Annotated in this window: 16 protein-coding genes; 12 read left to right on the top strand and 4 right to left on the bottom strand. The window is 70.9% G+C overall.

Annotation, left to right across the window (positions count from 1 at the left end):
- Positions 1-66: 66 nt before the first annotated feature.
- The gene (locus H9641_RS10155; RefSeq protein ID WP_404821935.1) at positions 67-747 is read right to left on the bottom strand and encodes a carbonic anhydrase; all 681 of its coding nucleotides are present in this window, start codon (positions 745-747) and stop codon (positions 67-69) included.
- A 233-nt stretch (positions 748-980) separates the two neighbouring features.
- Here H9641_RS10155 and H9641_RS10150 point away from each other — a divergent pair, with 233 nt between their 5' ends.
- The 4 genes from H9641_RS10150 (at position 981) to H9641_RS10135 (ending at position 5,554) form a co-directional block, all read left to right on the top strand.
- On the top strand, positions 981-2,276 hold the full coding sequence (locus H9641_RS10150) for an extracellular solute-binding protein (protein WP_191803386.1): 1,296 nt from the start codon (positions 981-983) through the stop codon (positions 2,274-2,276).
- Positions 2,273-3,259 carry a carbohydrate ABC transporter permease gene (locus H9641_RS10145; protein ID WP_318244506.1) on the top strand — a complete coding sequence of 329 codons (987 nt, stop codon included), beginning with the start codon at positions 2,273-2,275 and terminating at the stop codon, positions 3,257-3,259. The genes H9641_RS10150 and H9641_RS10145 overlap by 4 nt, the downstream gene beginning before the upstream one ends.
- Complete coding sequence (locus H9641_RS10140) at positions 3,256-4,110, top strand: carbohydrate ABC transporter permease (protein WP_191803383.1); 855 nt, start codon at positions 3,256-3,258, stop codon at positions 4,108-4,110. Before H9641_RS10145 ends, H9641_RS10140 begins: the two co-directional genes overlap by 4 nt.
- A gap of 172 nt (positions 4,111-4,282) precedes the next feature.
- Positions 4,283-5,554 carry an ABC transporter ATP-binding protein gene (locus H9641_RS10135; RefSeq protein ID WP_191803381.1) on the top strand — a complete coding sequence of 424 codons (1,272 nt, stop codon included), beginning with the start codon at positions 4,283-4,285 and terminating at the stop codon, positions 5,552-5,554.
- Between the two features lie 10 nt (positions 5,555-5,564).
- Here the strand turns inward: H9641_RS10135 and H9641_RS10130 are convergent, their stop codons facing one another.
- Entirely contained in the window at positions 5,565-5,825 is a 261-nt protein-coding gene (locus H9641_RS10130; protein ID WP_191803379.1) for an exodeoxyribonuclease VII small subunit, read from the bottom strand.
- A gap of 87 nt (positions 5,826-5,912) precedes the next feature.
- On the bottom strand, positions 5,913-7,166 hold the full coding sequence (xseA, locus tag H9641_RS10125) for an exodeoxyribonuclease VII large subunit (RefSeq protein ID WP_191803377.1): 1,254 nt from the start codon (positions 7,164-7,166) through the stop codon (positions 5,913-5,915).
- A 151-nt stretch (positions 7,167-7,317) separates the two neighbouring features.
- Between xseA and H9641_RS10120 the strand changes: the two genes are divergently transcribed.
- The gene (locus tag H9641_RS10120) at positions 7,318-8,337 is read left to right on the top strand and encodes a 4-hydroxy-3-methylbut-2-enyl diphosphate reductase (RefSeq protein ID WP_191803375.1); all 1,020 of its coding nucleotides are present in this window, start codon (positions 7,318-7,320) and stop codon (positions 8,335-8,337) included.
- A 125-nt stretch (positions 8,338-8,462) separates the two neighbouring features.
- Here the strand turns inward: H9641_RS10120 and rmuC are convergent, their stop codons facing one another.
- Complete coding sequence (rmuC, locus tag H9641_RS10115; RefSeq protein WP_225220280.1) at positions 8,463-10,073, bottom strand: DNA recombination protein RmuC; 1,611 nt, start codon at positions 10,071-10,073, stop codon at positions 8,463-8,465.
- Positions 10,074-10,205: 132 nt separating this feature from the next.
- Here rmuC and H9641_RS10110 point away from each other — a divergent pair, with 132 nt between their 5' ends.
- The 7 genes from H9641_RS10110 (at position 10,206) to H9641_RS10080 (ending at position 18,673) form a co-directional block, all read left to right on the top strand.
- The gene (locus H9641_RS10110) at positions 10,206-11,096 is read left to right on the top strand and encodes an ABC transporter ATP-binding protein (RefSeq protein WP_191803373.1); all 891 of its coding nucleotides are present in this window, start codon (positions 10,206-10,208) and stop codon (positions 11,094-11,096) included.
- Positions 11,078-12,664: a hypothetical protein gene (locus H9641_RS10105; protein WP_191803371.1), complete on the top strand. Its 1,587-nt coding sequence runs from the start codon at positions 11,078-11,080 to the stop codon at positions 12,662-12,664. Before H9641_RS10110 ends, H9641_RS10105 begins: the two co-directional genes overlap by 19 nt.
- A 136-nt stretch (positions 12,665-12,800) precedes the next feature.
- Positions 12,801-13,886, top strand: coding sequence for a redox-regulated ATPase YchF (ychF, locus tag H9641_RS10100; protein ID WP_030152107.1), 1,086 nt, complete (start codon positions 12,801-12,803; stop codon positions 13,884-13,886).
- Positions 13,887-14,002: 116 nt separating this feature from the next.
- The gene (locus tag H9641_RS10095) at positions 14,003-14,668 is read left to right on the top strand and encodes a hypothetical protein (protein ID WP_191803369.1); all 666 of its coding nucleotides are present in this window, start codon (positions 14,003-14,005) and stop codon (positions 14,666-14,668) included.
- Positions 14,665-15,942, top strand: coding sequence for a DUF6357 family protein (locus tag H9641_RS10090; protein WP_191803367.1), 1,278 nt, complete (start codon positions 14,665-14,667; stop codon positions 15,940-15,942). Before H9641_RS10095 ends, H9641_RS10090 begins: the two co-directional genes overlap by 4 nt.
- A gap of 57 nt (positions 15,943-15,999) precedes the next feature.
- Positions 16,000-16,371 (top strand): zinc ribbon domain-containing protein YjdM, encoded by a 372-nt coding sequence (locus H9641_RS10085; RefSeq protein WP_191803365.1) that lies wholly within the window; start codon positions 16,000-16,002, stop codon positions 16,369-16,371.
- A 454-nt stretch (positions 16,372-16,825) separates the two neighbouring features.
- Positions 16,826-18,673, top strand: coding sequence for an ABC transporter family substrate-binding protein (locus tag H9641_RS10080; protein ID WP_191803363.1), 1,848 nt, complete (start codon positions 16,826-16,828; stop codon positions 18,671-18,673).
- Positions 18,674-18,768: the final 95 nt, after the last annotated feature.

Below are 18,768 nucleotides of genomic sequence, written 5' to 3'. Positions count from 1 at the left end.
GGCCGCGGGGCGGGTGCGTGCTGCACGCCGCCCGCGCGGACCGGTTCCGGCGCGGGAGGGCGCCGGTCAGACGTCCTGGGTCTCGCCGACGTCGCCGACGACCTCGACGAGCCGGGCGCGGCCGTCCGCGAGCGTGTACTCGACGCCGACGATCGCGAGCCTGCCCTCGGCCACGGCGTCGGCCAGGGCCGCCGAGTAGCCGTGGAGCATGTCGACCGTGTGGCGCACGTGCTCACGACGCAGCGTGTCCGGGTCGAGGGTCGCGAGGCTGCCCGTGCTGCTCGTGATGTTGACGATCGAGGGGATGACCCGGTCCACGACCGCACGGACGAACCCGTCGGCCTGCTCACCGGTCGAGAGGGTGTGTGCCGCCGCGGCGATCGCACCGCAGCTGTCGTGGCCGAGCACGACCACGAGCGGGGTCCCCAGGATGTTGACCCCGTACTCGATCGACCCGATCACGGTGGTGTCCAGGACGTGACCCGCGGTCCGCACGACGAACACGTCGCCCAGGCCCTGGTCGAAGATGATCTCGGCGGCGACACGCGAGTCCGCGCAGCCGAAGATCACGGTGTGCGGGTGCTGCGCGACGCTGAGCTCGGCCCGGCGCGCGGCGCCCTGGGAGGGGTGCTCCATCTCGTCGCGGACGAAGCGCCCGTTGCCGTCGCGGAGCATGGCCCAGGCCTCGGCGGGGGTCATCACGGGTGGGGTCTGCTCGGTCGTCTCAGTCGTCGTCACAACCTCCATGTTCGCTCACGCGAGCGCGTCCTGTCGGCGGTGTTCACGATCCGACCCTCGCCGTGGACGCGGCGGGCCTGCCGCACGGGGCGCGCGGCGTCGTCGGGCCGGCGCACGGGCGCCCCGACGGCCCTCCGGAATGTCCCCCCTGTGGCGAGACGTCCCGCGACGGTGTAGCCCTAGGAGGAGGGAACCAACCGAGAACGGGCACGAGGCAGCGCCCGTTGGACGAAGGGGAGACCGTGCACCGACGCACCCGAGCACTTGCCGCGGCGCTCGCCGTCGCGACGATCGTGCCGCTCGCCGCGTGCAGCACCGGAGAGGGTTCCGGCCCTCCCGTGCTCACCTGGTACATCAACCCGGACAACGGGGGACAGGCCTCGATCGCGGCCTCGTGCACGGACGCGGCAGGGGGCGCCTACACGATCGAGACGTCCCTCCTGCCGCGAGACGCGGCCGCCCAGCGCGAGCAGCTCGCGAGACGTCTCGCGGCCAAGGACTCGTCGATCGACCTCATGAGCCTCGACCCGCCGTTCATCCCCGAGCTCGCCGAGGCGGGCTTCCTCGCCCCCGTCCCGGACGACGTCGCGGCCGCCGCGACCGAGGACGTCGTGCAGGGCGCGATCGACGGCTCGACGTGGAAGGGAGAGCTCGTCGCGATCCCCTTCTGGGCCAACACCCAGCTCCTCTGGTACCGCAAGTCGGTCGCCGAGGCCGCGGGACTCGACCTGACCCAGCCCGTGACCTGGGACCAGCTCATCGACGCCGCGCAGTCCCAGGACAAGTACCTCGCGGTCCAGGGTGCCAAGGCCGAGTCGCTCACGGTGTGGATCAACGCCCTGATCGCCTCGGCCGGCGGCCAGATCCTCGAGAACCCCGAGGCCCCCGCCGACGAGCTGAAGCTCGGGCTCGAGACCGACGCGGGCCGTGACGCGGCCCGGATCATCGGCGAGATCGGGACGTCGGGCGTCGGGGGTCCGGGCCTGCCGAGCGCCGACGAGTCCGCCTCCCTCACGCTCTTCCAGGGGGACAAGGGCTCGTTCATGGTCAACTGGCCGTTCGTCTGGTCGTCGACGCAGGGCGGGGTCGAGGCGGGCTCGCTCGACCAGTCGCTGCTCGACGACATCGGCTGGACCCTCTATCCCCAGACCGTGGCGGGCGAGGACACCCGCCCGCCCTACGGCGGCATCAGCATCGGCGTCGGGGCGTTCAGCGACCACACCGACCTCGCGTACGAGGCCGCGCAGTGCATCGTCGGTGCTGAGAACCAGGCCGCGTACTTCGTGTCCGACGGGAACCCGGCGTCCAACACCACGGCCTACGACGACCCGGCGGTGCAGGCGGCCTACCCGATGTACGACGTGATCCGGCAGTCGCTCGAGCAGGCCGCACCCCGGCCGCAGACCCCGTTCTACAACGAGGTCTCGACGGGCCTCCAGCAGACCTGGTACCCGCCCTCGAGCGTGACCGAGGACGGGACCCCCGTGAAGTCCACCGACTTCATCACCGCCGTCCTGCGAGGGGAGCGACTGCTGTGAGCACCGAGACCCGAGGCGCCCGCCGCGCCCAGCCCGAGCCCGCCGCCCCGGACCCCGCGCACGGCAGGAAGGGCAGGGCCGCACGCAGCGACCGTGCCCGCGCCGAGGCCCGGCTCGGCTGGTACCTCGCCGGACCCGCGTTCGTCGTGATGCTGGCCGTGACGCTGTACCCGATCCTCCAGGCGGTCTACGACTCGCTGTTCAACTACAAGCTCACGGCGCCCGACGACCGCTCGTTCGTCGGGCTCGGCAACTACCTGGTGATCCTCAGCGACCCCGTGTGGTGGCGCGACTTCGCGGTGACGTTCTTCATCATGGTCGTGTCCGTCGTGGTCGAGCTCGTCCTGGGGTTCGCGCTCGCGCTCGTCATGCACCGGGCGATCAAGCGTCTGCGAGGGCTGCTGCGCACCGCGATCCTCGTGCCCTACGGGATCATCACCGTGGTCTCGGCGTTCGCGTGGTTCTACGCGTTCGACATCACCTCGGGGTACGTCAACAGCTGGTTCGACTGGGTGCCGGGGGTCGGCCCCGACCTCAACTGGTTCGCGCACCAGGGCACGAGCCTGTTCGTCATCATCGCGTCCGAGGTCTGGAAGACCACGCCGTTCATCTCGCTCCTGCTGCTCGCGGGCCTGGCCCAGGTGCCGGGCGACCTCGAGGAGGCCGCGAAGGTCGACGGCGCGACGGCGTGGCAGCGCTTCTCGCGCGTGATCGTGCCCAACATGAAGGCCGCGATCATGGTCGCGGTGCTGTTCCGAGCGCTCGACGCGTTCCGCATCTTCGACAACGTCTTCATCATGACCAACGGCGCGAACAACACCGAGGTCCTGTCGCTGCTGGCCTACCGGACCTCGATCGGCCAGCTCCAGATCGGCATGGGCTCGGCGATCTCGGTCCTGCTGTTCCTCTGCGTGATCGGGATCTGCTTCGTGGCGATCAAGCTCTTCAAGGTCGATCTGGCCGGCGCGAGAGGGGAGCGATGATGGGCAGCGTCCTGAGCACCCGGGCCCGCGTGTGGTGGGCCGTCATCACGGTCGTCGTCCTCGTGGGGGCGCTGTTCCCGGTCGTCTCGATCCTCATGACGAGCTTCAAGGGCCCGAGCGACATCAACTCGGGCACGTTCCTGCCCCCGCAGTGGAGCACCGACAACTACGAACAGATCCTGTCCTCGGGCGGGTCCGCGCAGGAGCTCTTCCTGTCCGCGCTGCGCAACTCGGTGGGCATCTCGCTCATCGCGACGGCGATCGCCGTGGTCCTCGCGACGCTCGCGGCCTACGCGATCGCGCGCCTCGACTTCCCGGGCAAGCGGCTGATCCTGACGACCGCGCTCGGGGTGTCGATCTTCCCCGTGGTCTCGATCGTGACACCGCTGTTCAACCTGTGGCGCAACATCGGGCTCTACGACACGTGGCTCGGGCTCATCATCCCGTACCTCTCGCTCACGCTGCCGATCTCGATCTGGACCCTCGCGGCCTTCTTCCGGCAGATCCCGTGGGAGCTCGAGCAGGCCGCACAGGTCGACGGCGCGACGCCGTGGCAGGCGTTCCGCAAGGTCATCGTGCCGCTCGCGGCCCCTGGCGTGTTCACGACGGCGCTCATCGCGTTCTTCATCGCGTGGAACGACTTCATCTACGGCATCTCGTTGACGTCGACGAGCGCGGCCCGGCCCGTGCCCGCGGCGCTCGCGTTCTTCACGGGCGCGTCGTACTTCGAGGAGCCGACGGGGGCGATCTCGGCCGCTGCCGTGGTCGTGACGATCCCCGTGGTGATCCTCGTGGTGCTGTTCCAGCGCCAGATCGTCTCGGGCCTCACGCAGGGGGCGGTCAAGGGATGAGCAGAGCCACCGGCCCGACGGCGCCGCCCGCCCCGAGCGCTCGACGCCCCCTGCGCACGGCGCGCCGCGCGCGGGGGAGAACCCGCTCGGAGGTGCGCGACGCCGTCGGGCACCTCCCACCAGCACGCGCCCGAACCCTTCGCTGCCCGACCCCCGACCGAGGAGAGAGCTGATGGCGTCGATCACCCTCAAGGACATCGTCAAGAAGTACGGCGACGGGTTCCCCGCCGTGAACGGGGTGAGCATCGACATCGCCGACGGCGAGTTCGTGATCCTCGTCGGCCCGTCGGGCTGCGGGAAGTCGACGCTGCTGCGCATGATCGTCGGCCTCGAGGACATCACCTCGGGAGACCTGATGATCGACGGGCAGCGTGTCAACGAGAAGGCGCCGCGCGACCGTGACCTCGCGATGGTCTTCCAGAACTACGCCCTGTACCCGCACCTGACCGTCGGGGAGAACATCGCGTTCCCCTTGCGGCTGACCAGGGGGAAGTTCAGCGACGCGGAGATCCGCGAGAAGGTCGAGTACGCGGCCGACCTCCTCGAGCTGCGCGAGCACCTCGACCGCAAGCCCGCCAACCTCTCGGGTGGTCAGCGACAGCGCGTCGCGATGGGCCGGGCGATCGTGCGAGACGCCAAGGCCTTCCTGTTCGACGAGCCGTTGTCCAACCTGGACGCCAAGCTGCGCGGGCAGATGCGGACCGAGATCGCCCGGCTCCAGCGGCGCCTCGCGACCACGACCGTGTACGTGACCCACGACCAGACCGAGGCCATGACGCTCGGGGACCGTGTCGCGGTGCTGCGCAAGGGCGAGCTGCAGCAGCTCGCGAGCCCGCGCGCCCTGTACGAGCAGCCCGTCAACCTGTTCGTCGCGGGGTTCATCGGGTCGCCGCCCATGAACTTCCTGCCCGGGCAGGTCTCCGGGAGCAGCATGGAGCTGCCGTTCGGGACGTTCGAGCTGCCCGAGCGGATCGTGAGCGCGGTCGGGGAGCGCGAGCTGGTCATCGTGGGGCTGCGCCCCGAGCACTTCGAGGACGCCCGGCTCGTCGACCCGACGAAGAAGGACCGAGGTCGCACGTTCGACGCCCAGATCGACGTGACCGAGTGGCTCGGGGCCGAGCTCTACGCGTACGTGCCGTTCGAGATGCACGCGTCGGTCGCCGAGAAGCTCGAGGAGCTGGACCGCGAGCTCGACGGCGAGGGCCTGCGGACCCAGTTCGTCGTCGCGCTCAACTCGGCCTCGCGCGTGCGCGACGGTGACACGACCGAGCTCTGGTTCGACCCCGACAAGATGATGATCTTCGACCCCGAGACGGGGGAGAACCTCACGCACGACCAGGACGAGGTGGACCGGCTCGACCGGGAGAACGAGGAGGACCGGCGCGCCTCGCTCGAGCGCGCCCAGGCGCAGGCCGACGCCCAGTCCCAGAAGGCCAGCGCCTGACGCGACCCGGTCAGTCGTCCTCGGTCGCCTCGGAGGAACCGCCCGCCGCGGCGGGGGCGTCCGCGGCGCGTGCTGACGCGAGGCGCTCGCGCGCGCCGTCGAGCCACTGCTGGCAGCGGGCCGCGAGGGCCTCGCCACGCTCCCACAGGGCGAGCGAGGCCTCGAGCGGCTCGCCGCCGGTCTCGAGGCGGGACACGACCTGGACCAGCTCGTCGCGGGCCTGCTCGTAGGTGAGGTCGGCGACGTCGGCGTGGGGAGGGGTGGTGGTCATGGTGGTGGGCCTTCCTGGGGCTGGTCTGGAACCTGGGTGCTGCGTTTGCTGCGGTGCTGCGGTGCTGTGGGGGGCGGCCGGACGGGTTCAGCGCACGGTGGCGTCGATCGCGCCCTGGGCGAGGCGGACGTGCAGCGCGTCGCCCGGGCTCACGTCGTCGGGCGACCGGACGATCGCGCCGTCCGGGCCGTGCACGACCGCGTAGCCCCGCTCGAGCGTCGAGGCGGGGGACAGGGCGCGCACCTGGGCCGCGAGCCGGTCGACCTCGCCGTGCGCGCGCAGCAGGACCGCGTCGAGCGAGCGCCGGGCCCGGTCCCTCGCGGTGAGGACCTGCTGCTCGCGCGTCGAGATCATGGTCTCGGGGGCTGCGAGCACCGGACGTGAGCGTGCGCTGTCCAGGCGCGACTGCTCGCGCTGGAGCTGGTGCGTGATCGCGGCCCGGATCCGGGACCGGGCCTGCAGGACGCGCGCACGCTCCTCGCCCACGTCCGGCACGATGCGCTTGGCGGCGTCCGTGGGGGTCGAGGCGCGGTAGTCGGCGACCAGGTCCAGGAGCGGCGTGTCGGTCTCGTGGCCGATCGCGCTCACGAGCGGGGTGCGGCAGGCCGCCGCAGCCCGGACCAGGGCCTCGTTGCTGAACGGCAGGAGGTCCTCGACCGCGCCGCCCCCGCGTGCGACCACGATCACGTCGACGTCGGGGCGCGCGTCGAGCTCGGCGATCGCGGCGCTCACCTGCGCGACGGCCCCCGTGCCCTGGACGGCGACCTCGCGGATCTCGAAGCGCACCTGGGGCCAGCGGGCGCGGGCGTTGACCACGACGTCGTGCTCGGCCTTGGACTCGCGGCCGCACACCAGGCCGACGACCGCCGGGAGGAAGGGGAGCGGGACCTTGCGGTCCGCGTCGAACAGGCCCTCGGCGGCCAGGACTCGCTTGAGGTGCTCGATGCGGGCCAGGAGCTCGCCGATCCCGACCGTGCGCACCTCGCTCGCCTGGAGCTGGAACGACCCGCGCTTGGGCCAGAAGACCGGCTTGGCGTGGACGACGACGTGCGCGCCCTCGGTGAGCGGCGTGCTCGCGGCCTCGAAGACCTTGGCGAGGGCGGCGACCGGGAGCGACATGTCGGCGTCGGTGTCACGCAGGGTCAGGAAGGCCATCGAGGCGCCGGGCCGACGGTTGAGCTGGACGACCTGACCCTCTACCCAGACGGGGGCCATCTTGTCGATGTACGCCGTGATCTTGCTCGACAGCAGCCGGACGGGCCACGGGTTCTCGGCGGTCGTGTCGAGAGCCCGGGCGGGGAGCGCGGGCGGCGGGGCGGGGCTGGCGGGGCGGTCGGTCACGGGTCAAGACTGCCTCATGGGTCTGACAGGAGGGCTGTGTGCGCGCCGACCCGTGGGGATCCTGTGGAGTTGCTGCCAGGACCTGGCCCGGACCGCACCCGGGGCCGCCGGCCCGGCCCGGCCCCGGAGGCCCGTCGCCTAGACTCGTGGGGTGACTTCCCCGACTGGTAAGCGTGTCCTCCTCGCCGCCCCCCGCGGCTACTGCGCGGGGGTCGACCGCGCCGTGATCGCGGTCGAGAAGGCGCTCGAGCACTACGGCGCCCCCGTGTACGTCCGCAAGGAGATCGTCCACAACAAGTACGTCGTCGAGTCCTTGAGCGACAAGGGCGCGGTGTTCGTCGACGAGACCGACGAGGTGCCCGAGGGCGCGCGCGTCGTGTTCTCGGCCCACGGCGTCTCGCCCGCGGTCCACGAGGCCGCTGCGCAGCGCAACCTCCAGACGATCGACGCGACGTGCCCCCTGGTCACCAAGGTGCACAAGGAGGCCGTGCGCTTCGCGGCGGACGACTACGACATCCTGCTGATCGGGCACGAGGGTCACGAGGAGGTCGAGGGCACGGCCGGTGAGGCTCCGGACCACGTCCAGATCGTCAACTCGCCCGACGACGCCGCGAACGTGACGGTCCGCGACCCGGACAAGGTCGTGTGGATCTCGCAGACGACGCTGTCGGTCGACGAGACCATGGAGACCGTCGACCGCCTCCGTGAGCGGTTCCCGACGCTCCAGAACCCGCCGTCGGACGACATCTGCTACGCGACGCAGAACCGTCAGGTCGCCGTCAAGAAGCTCGCCCCCGAGTGCGAGCTCGTGATCGTGGTCGGTTCGGCCAACTCGTCGAACTCGGTGCGTCTCGTCGAGGTCGCCCTGAACGCCGGCGCGGACGCCTCGTACCGCATCGACCGCGCGCAGGAGATGGACGAGTCGTGGCTCGAGGGCGTCACGACGGTCGGCGTGACCTCGGGGGCCTCGGTCCCGGAGATCCTCGTCAACGACGTGCTCGCGTACCTGGCCGAGCGTGGCTACGGCGAGGTGCAGGAGGTGCGCACCGCGACCGAGGACCTCATGTTCTCGCTCCCCAAGGAGCTGCGCGCGGACCTCAAGGCCGCGGGCAACGCCCCGGCCCGCCCTCGCCGCGAGAACCGGACGTCGCTCTCGGTCGAGCCCGTCTGACCCGTCCGCGTCAGTCTGCATCGAGCAGCCGCACGAAGGCCCGCCCCCCTGCTGGGGGCGGGCCTTCGTCGTCCGGCCCGACGACGGCGCTCACCTCGCGGCGAGCCCCCCGACCGTGCTGTGCGTCAGGACGCGTCGGCCCCGCGGTCGCGCTCGTGCCGTCCGGGGCCGTTGATGGTCCCGAGCATGCCCGCGTCGAGCACACCGTCACTGCCGTCGCCGCGTGAGCCGGGGTCCGCACCCGCACCCGAGGCGCTCCCGATCTCGTCGAGCGCGACGACCGACTCGTTGACCGAGGCGAGCAGCTCGGGTGCGCTCACGGCGCTGAGCTGCGGGTTCGCCGGGGCGGGGGTCTCGAGGTCCTCGTCGACGACGTTGAGGTCGGCGAAGCGGCGGGCGCTCACGAGGACGCGGGTCTCGAGCGAGGCGACGGTCTTGTTGTACGACTCGGCGGCGCCCTGGATGGACCTCCCCAGCTTGGCCAGGTGGCTGCCCATGACGGCGAGGCGCCCGTGCAGCTCCTTGCCGAGCGTCAGCACCTGCTGGGCGTTGGCCGCGAGGGCGTCCTGGCGCCACGCGTACGCGACGGTCCGCAGCAGCGCGATCATGGTCATGGGGGCCGCGATGATGACGTTCTTGGCGACCGCGTACTCGAGGATCGAGGGGTCCTGCTCGACCGCGGCCGACAGGAACGACTCGGCGGGCACGAACATGACCACGAACTCGGGCGCGGGGCTGAACTGGTCCCAGTACCTCTTGCCCGCCAGGTCGTCGATGTGCTTGCGGAAGTGGCGCGCGTGCGCGGCCAGGCGTTCGGCGCGCACCCGGGGGTCGGCGGTCTGCTGGGCGTCGAGGTAGCCGAGGAACGCGACCTTGGCGTCCACGACGACGTTCTTCCCGCCCGCGAGCCTGATCACCATGTCAGGGCGCAGCGCGCCGTCGTCGGTGCTGACCTGGTCCTGCTCCATGAAGTCGACGTGGGGGATCATGCCCGCGGCCTCGACCACGCGGCGCAGCTGGAGCTCGCCCCAGGCCCCGCGCACCTGCGAGGATCGCAGGGCCGTGACGAGCTGGGCCGTCTCCGAGCGCAGGGCCTCCGAGTCGAGGCGCATGCTGCGCACCTGCTCGGTGAGCGTGCCGTGCGCCTCCCGGCGGGCCCGCTCGGCGGCCGTGACCTCGGCCTTGACCTGGTCGAGGGCCTTGCTCAGCGGCTCGACGAGCTGCTGGACGGCCTGCTCGCGCTTGGCCAGCTCGGACTCGCCGACCTGCTGGCTGCGCTTGAAGCGCTCCTCGGCCTGGGTGAGGAACTGCTCGCTGCTGGTCGCGAGGGCCTTGCGGGCCAGGACCTCGAACTGCGCCTCGAGGCGCGCCTGGTCGCCGCGGATCTCGCCGAGCCTCTTCTCGGAGCCCGCGCGCAGCTCCTCGATGGCTCGCTCGTGGTTGGCGCGCTCGATGTCGAACCGTTCGTCCGCTGCGCGCTCGACGCCCGCGAGGTGACGTCCGAACCCCTCGCGCTCGGTGCGGAGCTGTCGCTCGAACCCCTCGCGCTCGGCCTCGAGGCGCTCGGCGAGCCCCGCGCCGCGCGCGGCCTCCTGCTGCGCCTGGGACAGCAGGCCCGTGAGCCTGCCGATCTCCTCGCGCCCCGAGTCCGGCGCGGACCGCCGCGCGAACCACCCCAGGAGGGCACCCACGAGGAGCCCGACGACGAGCATCAACCACGGCAAGGCGTTGTCCATGCCCGCACTCTGCCAGGTGCCACCGACAGGACGGGTGAGCGACGCCGTCGGGCGTGCGGGCGAACCTCCCACCTCGAAAGACGTGACATTTCACAGGGGGAGCAGCGGCCCTGCTCCGCTACGTTTGTCCGTATGGCCCACGACCCTGAGCCCCGCGACCTGTTCCCACCCACGACCCCCGGCGCACCCGAGGCGCCGACCGCCCCGGCCGAGACCGCCCCCGTGCTCGCTCCCGCAGCGCCCCCGGCCCCGTCGACGCAGGGGCCCGCTGCCCCCGCGCTCTCGGTGCGCGGGCTGTGGAAGAAGTTCGGCGAGAAGATCGCCGTGGCCGGGATCGACCTCGACGTCCCGGCCGGATCCTTCTACGGGCTCGTCGGCCCCAACGGCGCGGGCAAGACGACCGCGCTGTCCATGGCCACTGGCCTGCTGCGACCCGACTTCGGCACGGTCCACGTGCACGGCCTGGACCTGTGGGCCAACCCGCTCGAGGGCAAGCGCATGCTCGGCATCCTGCCCGACGGCGTGCGCCTGTTCGACCGCCTCACGGGCGCCCAGCTGATCACGTACGCGGGCCTGCTGCGCGGCATGGACCGGCAGACGGTCGCCGAGCGCACCGCGGACCTGCTCGAGGCCCTGGGCCTGGCGGCCGACGCGAACACGTTCGTCGTCGACTACTCGGCGGGCATGACCAAGAAGATCGCGCTCGCCTCGGCCCTCATCCACGCGCCGAGCCTGCTCGTGCTCGACGAGCCGTTCGAGGCCGTCGACCCGGTCTCCGCGGCCAACATCCGCGAGATCCTCAACGGGTACGTCGCGAGCGGCGGCACCGTGATCGTGTCCTCGCACGTCATGGACCTGGTCCAGCGCATGTGCGACCACGTCGCGGTCATCGCGGGCGGGCACGTGCTCGCGGCGGGCACCGTGGACGAGGTGCGCGCGGGCCAGAGCCTCGAGGACCGCTTCGTCGACCTCGTCGGCGGCCGTCACACCACGGAGGGGCTGTCGTGGTTGCGCACCTCGTAAGGCTCAAGCTCACGCTCATGCGCAACACGCTCAAGAAGAGCGTGTGGCAGACCATCGGGCTGGCCCTCGGCATCCTCTACGGGCTCGGCATCGCGACCATGGCGCTGATCGGGCTCGCGGTCCTGGGCACCACGGCCCCGGAGACCGCGGGCCAGATCGTGACGATCGTCGGCTCGGTCGTGGTCATCGCGTGGTGGGTCGTGCCGCTGTTCGCGTTCGGCGTGGACGCCACGCTCGACCCGCAGCGCTTCGTGACGTTCGCGGTGCCCCAGCGCCAGCTCCTGGCGGGCCTCGCGGTCGCAGGGCTCGTCGGGATCCCGGGTGTCGTGACGCTCCTGGTCTCGCTCGGCACCACGCTCGCGTGGTGGCGCTCTCCCGTCGCGGCCCTCGCCGCGGTCGTGGGCGGGCTGCTCGCGGTCGCGATGTGCGTCGTGGGGTCGCGCGCGACCACGACGGCGCTCGCGCCGCTGCTCGACTCGCGCCGCTACCGCGAGGTCCTGTCGATCGCGGCGTTCGTGCCGCTCATGCTCGCCGGCCCGATCATCGGCTGGGCGACCGCGGCGATCGCCCGCGGCCAGGACGTCCTGCCGGTCATCGCGGACGTCCTGGGCTGGACGCCTTTCGGAGCACCGTGGGCCGTCGCGTCCGCGGTCGCGGACGGCGCCTGGGGACTCGCGCTCGCCCGGCTCGCGATCGCCGTGGTCGTGGTCGCGCTGGCGTGGGTCGTGTGGGACCGCGCGCTCGCCAAGGCGCTCGTCGCCCCGCGCGGCGGCGCGAGCGCGGGCAAGTCCAAGGGCCTGGGCTGGTTCGACCGCTTCCCGGCGACCCCGGTCGGGGCCGTCGCGGCGCGCTGCCTGACGTACTGGTTCCGCGACCCGCGCTACTCGGGGTCCATCGCGGTCGTCCCGCTGCTCCCGGTCCTGCTGTGGTTCGTCGGGTCGAGCATGGGGATCGACGGCGGCGACGGGTTCCGCGAGCTCATGCTCGTGCTCGGGCCGCTCACGGCGTTCACGTTCGGGTTCGCGATCTCGGCGGACATCGCCTACGACCACACCGCCTTCTGGACGCAGCTCTCGTCCGGGGTCACGGGCTTCGCGGACCGCGCGGGCCGTGTGCTCGCGGCCGCGGTGCTGGGGGTCCCGGTCGTGACGATCTTCGCGGTCGTCTCGGTAGCGTTCACGGGGCGCTGGGACCTGCTGGTCGCCACGGTCGGGCTGAGCCTGGGCGTGCTCGCGACGGGGCTCGGGGTGTCGAGCGTGGTCTCGGCGCGGCTCCTCTACCCGGTGCCCAAGCCGGGGGACAGCCCCTTCAAGTCGCCCCAGGGTGCCGCGATGGCGACCATGTTCGCGCAGATGATCACGATGCTCGTGCTCCTCGCGCTGTCCCTGCCCGCGGCGGGCCTGGCGCTCACGAACGTCCTGACGGGCGACGCGGTGTGGGGCTGGCTCGCGCTGGTCGTGGGCATCGGTCTCGGCGGGCTCTTCCTGGTGCTGGGCATGCGCTGGGGCGGGCGTCTGGTGGACCAGCGGGGGCCGGAGCTGCTCCAGCAGGTCATGAGCTACAAGTAGCGGGCCCGACGCCGCCTCTCGCCCGGGTGCGCACGTGCAGTCCTGCACGGGCGCACACGGGTGGGCGGCGCCGTCGGGCTGCGGGCCGCCGAGCGCGCGAGCGGGCCGGGGCGCGGCTCCCGTAGACTCAGGCCCCGTGGCTCTTACAATCGGCATCGTCGGCCTGCCCAACGTCGGCAAGTCCACCCTCTTCAACGCCCTGACGCGCAACCAGGTCCTCGCCGCGAACTACCCGTTCGCGACGATCGAGCCGAACGTCGGCGTGGTGTCCCTCCCGGACCCCCGGCTGAACAAGCTCGCGGAGATCTTCGGCAGCGAGCGCATCCTGCCCGCGACGGTCTCGTTCGTCGACATCGCGGGCATCGTCAAGGGCGCGAGCGAGGGCGAGGGCCTCGGCAACAAGTTCCTCGCGAACATCCGCGAGGCGGACGCGATCTGCCAGGTGACCCGCGCGTTCGACGACCCCGACGTGATCCGCGTCGAGGGGTCCACGGACTCCGCGGACGACATCGAGACCATCAGCACCGAGCTGATCCTCGCGGACCTCCAGACCCTCGAGAAGGCGCTGCCGCGCCTCGAGAAGGAGGTCAAGATCAAGAAGGGCGACCCCGTCCTCGTCGCGGCCGCGCAGAAGGCCCAGTCGCTGCTCGAGCAGGGCATCACGCTCTTCCAGGGCGCTGCTGCCGCGGGCCTGGACCTGGCCGAGATCGCGAGCCTGCAGCTCATGACGGCCAAGCCGTTCATCTACGTCTTCAACACCGACGACGCGGGGCTCGTGGACGAGGCCCGCAAGGACGAGCTGCGCGCGCTCGTCGCGCCGGCCCAGGCGATCTTCCTGGACGCCAAGTTCGAGTCCGAGCTCGCCGAGCTCGAGCCCGAGGAAGCGGCCGAGATGCTCGCCGAGACGGGCCAGGAGGAGTCGGGGCTCGACCAGCTCGCTCGCGTCGGCTTCGACACGCTCGGCCTGCAGACGTACCTGACCGCCGGGCCCAAGGAGTCGCGCGCCTGGACCATCCGCAAGGGCTGGACCGCGCCGCAGGCCGCGGGCGTCATCCACACCGACTTCGAGCGCGGCTTCATCAAGGCCGAGGTCATCTCGTTCGACGACCTCGTCGAGACCGGCTCGGTCGCGGCTGCTCGTGCGGCGGGCAAGGCGCGCATCGAGGGCAAGGACTACGTCATGGTCGACGGCGACGTCGTGGAGTTCCGCTTCAACGTGTAGTCGCGCGGCGCCCGGCCCGGCCCGGCCCGGGGCGAGCCGGGCCGGTGGGTCTGGCCGGGTCGGTGTCGGCTCGACGACCGCGGGCGGGACCGCACGAACGACGACGGAGGACAGCCATGGCCCGCCCGTACCACCCCGGACCGAAGCAGTTCGTCTTCGGCGTCGGCGACGGCGTCGGCGACGGCGACGACCGACGGGTCTCCGTGGACGACCCGCAGGAGGCCTACGTCGCGTTCTCCGCGTTCTTCAGCGGTCGAGAGTCGGACACGTACACCGTGGACGACGAGTCGGCGGGCCAACGCCTGGTGCTCATGCCCGGTCGCGGTGTGATCGTGAGGATCGAAGCAGCAGGACGCGCCCGGAGCGAGCACCTCACGGTCGACCGGGCCCATCGCTACCTGCCGAGCGCCATGCTGTTCTTCGAGAACGGGTTTGCCGGCCTGGACCGGTTCGGCCAGTGGCTCCCGGCGGTCGCCGACCTCGACGCGTCACCGGAGGCGCGTGGTGCCGCCCGTGCCGCGGCGATCACGACCGAAGCCGCGGCGATCGAGGAGGTCGCTCGGATCTGGGGAGACTCGGGCACGATCGACCCGAGCGACCAGCTCTACGTCTTCTTCGGTGCGCACGGCCTCGACGAGGACCAGGCGGAACGAGCCGAGCTGCTCGGACTGATCACGTTCCTCGGGCTCCAGCGGGTCGATGCGCCGAGCGAGGCCTCCGACGGCGAGGTCTGGGTGCGCACCGACGAGCGCCTCGACGTCGAGCTCGAGAAGTGGTCATGACGGAGGTCGTCTTCGCGCGCACGAGCGGCTGGATCCCCACCGTGATCCGGGAGGACGGCGTGCTCACGCTGATGCTCGCTGCCGGGGCCGACGCCAACCACGATCCGCGGACGTTCACGTTCCCGATCGGGGATGCCCATCTGGCGGTGATCCGGGAGGACCTGGCGAGACACCTGCTGCTGTGGAGTGCGGTCCTTCCCTTGTGCGACGCGGCCGGGACCCGGGGGCGCCTCGACGAGGACGCCGCAGTCGCGCTCCTGGACCCGGTCCTCCTCTCGCCGTCCGCCGCCGTCGACGCGCTGTTCGAGCGCATCCCGTGGGACAGGAGCCGGCTCGTCGCTCACGGGGCCGACATCCTCCTGCTCGAGCGCGGTCAGCTCTGCGCGGCGATGCGGTCGGCCACGGAGACGCCCGACGGGAGACGGGCGCAGGAGTACTCCGCGGACCGCCGTCGCGCCGGGCGCGGTGTGGTGCTCGGTCCGCTCGACACCGCGATCCTGAAGTTCACGGGACAGCACCTGCACGGCGCGACGATCCCGAGGCGTCTTCCCGAGGCCGTCGACCCCGCGCTGCTGCCCGAGGTCCTGCGCGTGATCGGCACTGCCGAGCAAGCGTGCGCCGGGATGCGGATCGGGCGCGATCCGCGACGGGGAGAGCGCGCCACGGACAGGCGAGAGTGGGACCGCGTGGCGGAGGCCGTCGAGGCCGCGGTGCGCGGCGCACACCCTGGGCTCGTCGACGACGCGGTGCGCTCCGTGAGCTTCCTGATGTGCTCGGAGGTCGCGGACCGTACACGGAACCTGCCCGTGGGTGACGACGAGGCGGCCCCCGGACCAGGCGCCGGTACGCGAAAGGTGAAGCTGACCTTCACCGACGACAAGGACGTCGAGAGGCTCTGGCAGCGGGGCGATCCCCGCAGCGCCGACGCGGAGTTCTGGGAGTTCGTCGGTGATCGGTCGGCCCCGGACAACGAGGTGTTCACCATCGAGGACGAGACGATGGGCGAAGGGATCCAGCTCCACTTCTACGCGGACTCGATCGCCCGGGTCACGACCGTGCACGAGGGTGTCGGCGGGGCGGAACCGGAGTACCGGGTCGAGTACGGTCTGGTCGACGGGACGAGCGGGTACCGGACCGTGGTGAGCGCCTTCGTCCGCGGCGGCTGCGCCGGGCTCGACCAGCACGGCCCGTGGATGTTGGACGCCGCCGAGCTCGAGCACGCACGTCGGCGGCGCGACGCCGGGTGGCCCCGGCCCGACGCACCCACACGGTGACAGGAACGATGACCGGCTCGAGGCCGATTCCTCGACACACGACGACCTGGAGGTCCAATGTCTGATCAGCTGCCCCCCTGCCCTTCGTGCGCGAGCGACTTCACGTACGAGTCCGGCGCACTGCTGGTGTGCCCGATGTGCGGCCACGAGTGGGCGCCCGGAAGCGTCGAGGAGACCGACGAGGTCGGGACGCTGGACGCACGTGTCGTGAAGGATGCCGTCGGCAATCCGCTGGAGGACGGCGACGACGTCACGATCGTCAAGGACCTGAAGGTCAAGGGTGCGGGCGGCGGGGTCGTCAAGGTCGGCACCAAGGTGCGCGGCGTCCGACTGATCTCCGACGGCGTGGGTGACCACGACATCGACGCGAAGGTGCCGGGCTTCGGGCAGATGCAGCTCAAGTCGAGCGTGGTGAAGAAGGTTCTGTAGTCCGATCGATGCGTCCGGGACGACCCGTTCCATCTCGTGGCGTGCGGCTCGGTCAGGAGCGTTCGAGCGACTTCCCCCGCAGGGCGCGGTCTCGGCCGTCGAACGGGTGGATCGGCTGCGTGACCGACGTCTCCGAGAGACCGGTCACACTCACGGTTCGTGGGACGAGTAGCGCCGTATCGTGAGACGAGGCAGGTTGCTATTCCTTGTGTCCGGGTTGTTACGTACCGGTTTCTCCCGGTATCAAGACGGAAACAGGACCGTACCGGCCAGTATCAACTCGGTAACGATCGGTTGCTCGAATGGTGCAACCGGGTGAAGTCACCCATCTTGGTCGGTACCGTTGCCCCAAACCATGGTGGGCTTCCCTGACGACGCCGCCGAGGGACGCCCTGCGGGTCACCCCGCGCGTTCCTTCGGGGCAAGGGAGTCGCCATCCCCTTGAGGAGGAACATTGAACATCAGGCGCACAAGTGCCGTCACCGCGGCCGTGGCCTCGGTCGCGTTGGTGCTGACCGCATGCGGTGGCACGGCCAACGAGGCGGACACCGAAGACGCAGGCATCAACCAGGAGTCCGCGGTCACCGTGGCCTGGGAAGCGCCGCTCAACGAGCTCAACCTCAGCTCGTCGAACGGCAACGCGACGCAGAACGCCGTCATCGGTTACATGCTGAACTCGGGCTTCAACTACTACGACGAGAACCTCGACCTGGTCGAGGACACCTCGTTCGGCACGTACGAGAAGGTCTCCGACGACCCGTTGACCGTCAAGTACACCGTCGCGGACGACACCAAGTGGTCGGACGGCACGGCGTTCGACGCGACGGACATCCTGCTCCAGTGGGCCGGTACCTCCGCCAAGTTCAACAACGTCGAGCCCGAGACGGACGAAGAGGGCAACGTCACGAACCAGGAAGCCCTGGACGCCGGCGTCTACTTCGACGGCACGACCCCGGGTGCAGCGCTCATCAGCGCGACCCCGGAGATCAGCGAAGACGGCAAGTCGATCACCTTCGTGTACGACAAGCCGTTCGGTGACTGGGCCCTGAACTTCACCAACCAGTTCGTCCCCGCGCACGTGGTCGCACAGAACACGCTCGACATCGAGGACGCGCAGGAGGCCAAGGACGCTCTGCGCGACGCCATCCTGAGCGGCGACGCTGCCAAGCTCTCGCCCGTCGCGACCTTCTGGAACTCGGGCTTCGAGATGACGAAGATGCCCGAGGACAAGGCACTCGTGCTCTCGAACGGCGCGTACGTCCTCGACGCGTACGAGGAGAACCAGTACCTGACGCTCAAGGCGAACCCCGACTTCAAGGGCAAGAACAAGGCGTCGGTCGAGACCATCACGGTCCGCTACATCGACGACCCGATGGCCCAGGTCCAGGCGCTGCAGAACGGTGAGGTCGACCTCATCGGCCCGCAGGCCTCGGCAGACGTGCGCAGCGCCCTCGAGGCCCTGCCCGGGATCGAGACCAACAACAGCGTCGAGGGCACGTTCGAGCACGTCGACCTGGTCTTCGCGAACGGTGGTCCGTTCGACCCGGCGACCTACGGTGGCGACGCCGAGAAGGCCAAGAAGGTCCGCCAGGCGTTCCTCACGGCCATCCCGCGCCAGACGATCGTCGACAACCTGATCGTCCCGCTGAACCCCGACGCCGAGGTCCGCAACTCGCAGATCCTCATCCCGGGCTCGCCGAACTACGACAAGATGGTCGCTGAGAACGGGTCGGACTTCTACAAGCCCGAGGCCGACATCGAGGCCGCCAAGGCGCTCCTGGCCGAGGCCGGCGTGACCACCCCGGTCAAGGTCCGCTTCGCGTACAACAACGAGAACGCGCGTCGTGTCAACGAGCTCGCGCTCATCACGGACACCGCCTCGCAGGCCGGCTTCGAGATCGTCGACACCGGCCGCCCCGCCGCGACGTGGGGCACGCTGCTCGCGACCGGTCAGCAGGAGTACGACGCATCGCTCTTCGGCTGGCAGTCGACCTCGACCGCCGTCACCGAGTCGGACGCCAACTACCGCTTCGCTCCTGAGCGCGGCATCAACAACTACGGCTTCTACTCGAACCCGGCCGTCGACGCCGCGCTCGACCAGCTCCAGGTCGCGACCGAGCCCGACGAGCAGTTCGCGCTCCAGCTCGAGGTCGAGAAGAACCTGTGGGCTGACGCGTTCGGCACCACGATCTTCCAGTTCCCCGCGATCCAGGGCTGGAACGAGAACCTGAAGGGCGTCGACGCGATCACCATCAGCCCGACGATCTTCTACGGCTTCTGGAACTGGGAGCTCGGCGCGTAGCGTCGAGCCCATCCGTTCCTGAGCACGGGGCCAAAGCCCCCGGTCGGGCCCCCCCCCCCCCCCGGGACCCGGTCAGACCATCGAGCGGCCCTCGT

Source organism: Oerskovia merdavium (assembly GCF_014836755.1).
GTDB lineage: Bacteria > Actinomycetota > Actinomycetes > Actinomycetales > Cellulomonadaceae > Oerskovia > Oerskovia merdavium.
Note: the sequence above shows the minus strand (reverse complement) of the source record. Positions and strands in the feature narration are given on the sequence as shown.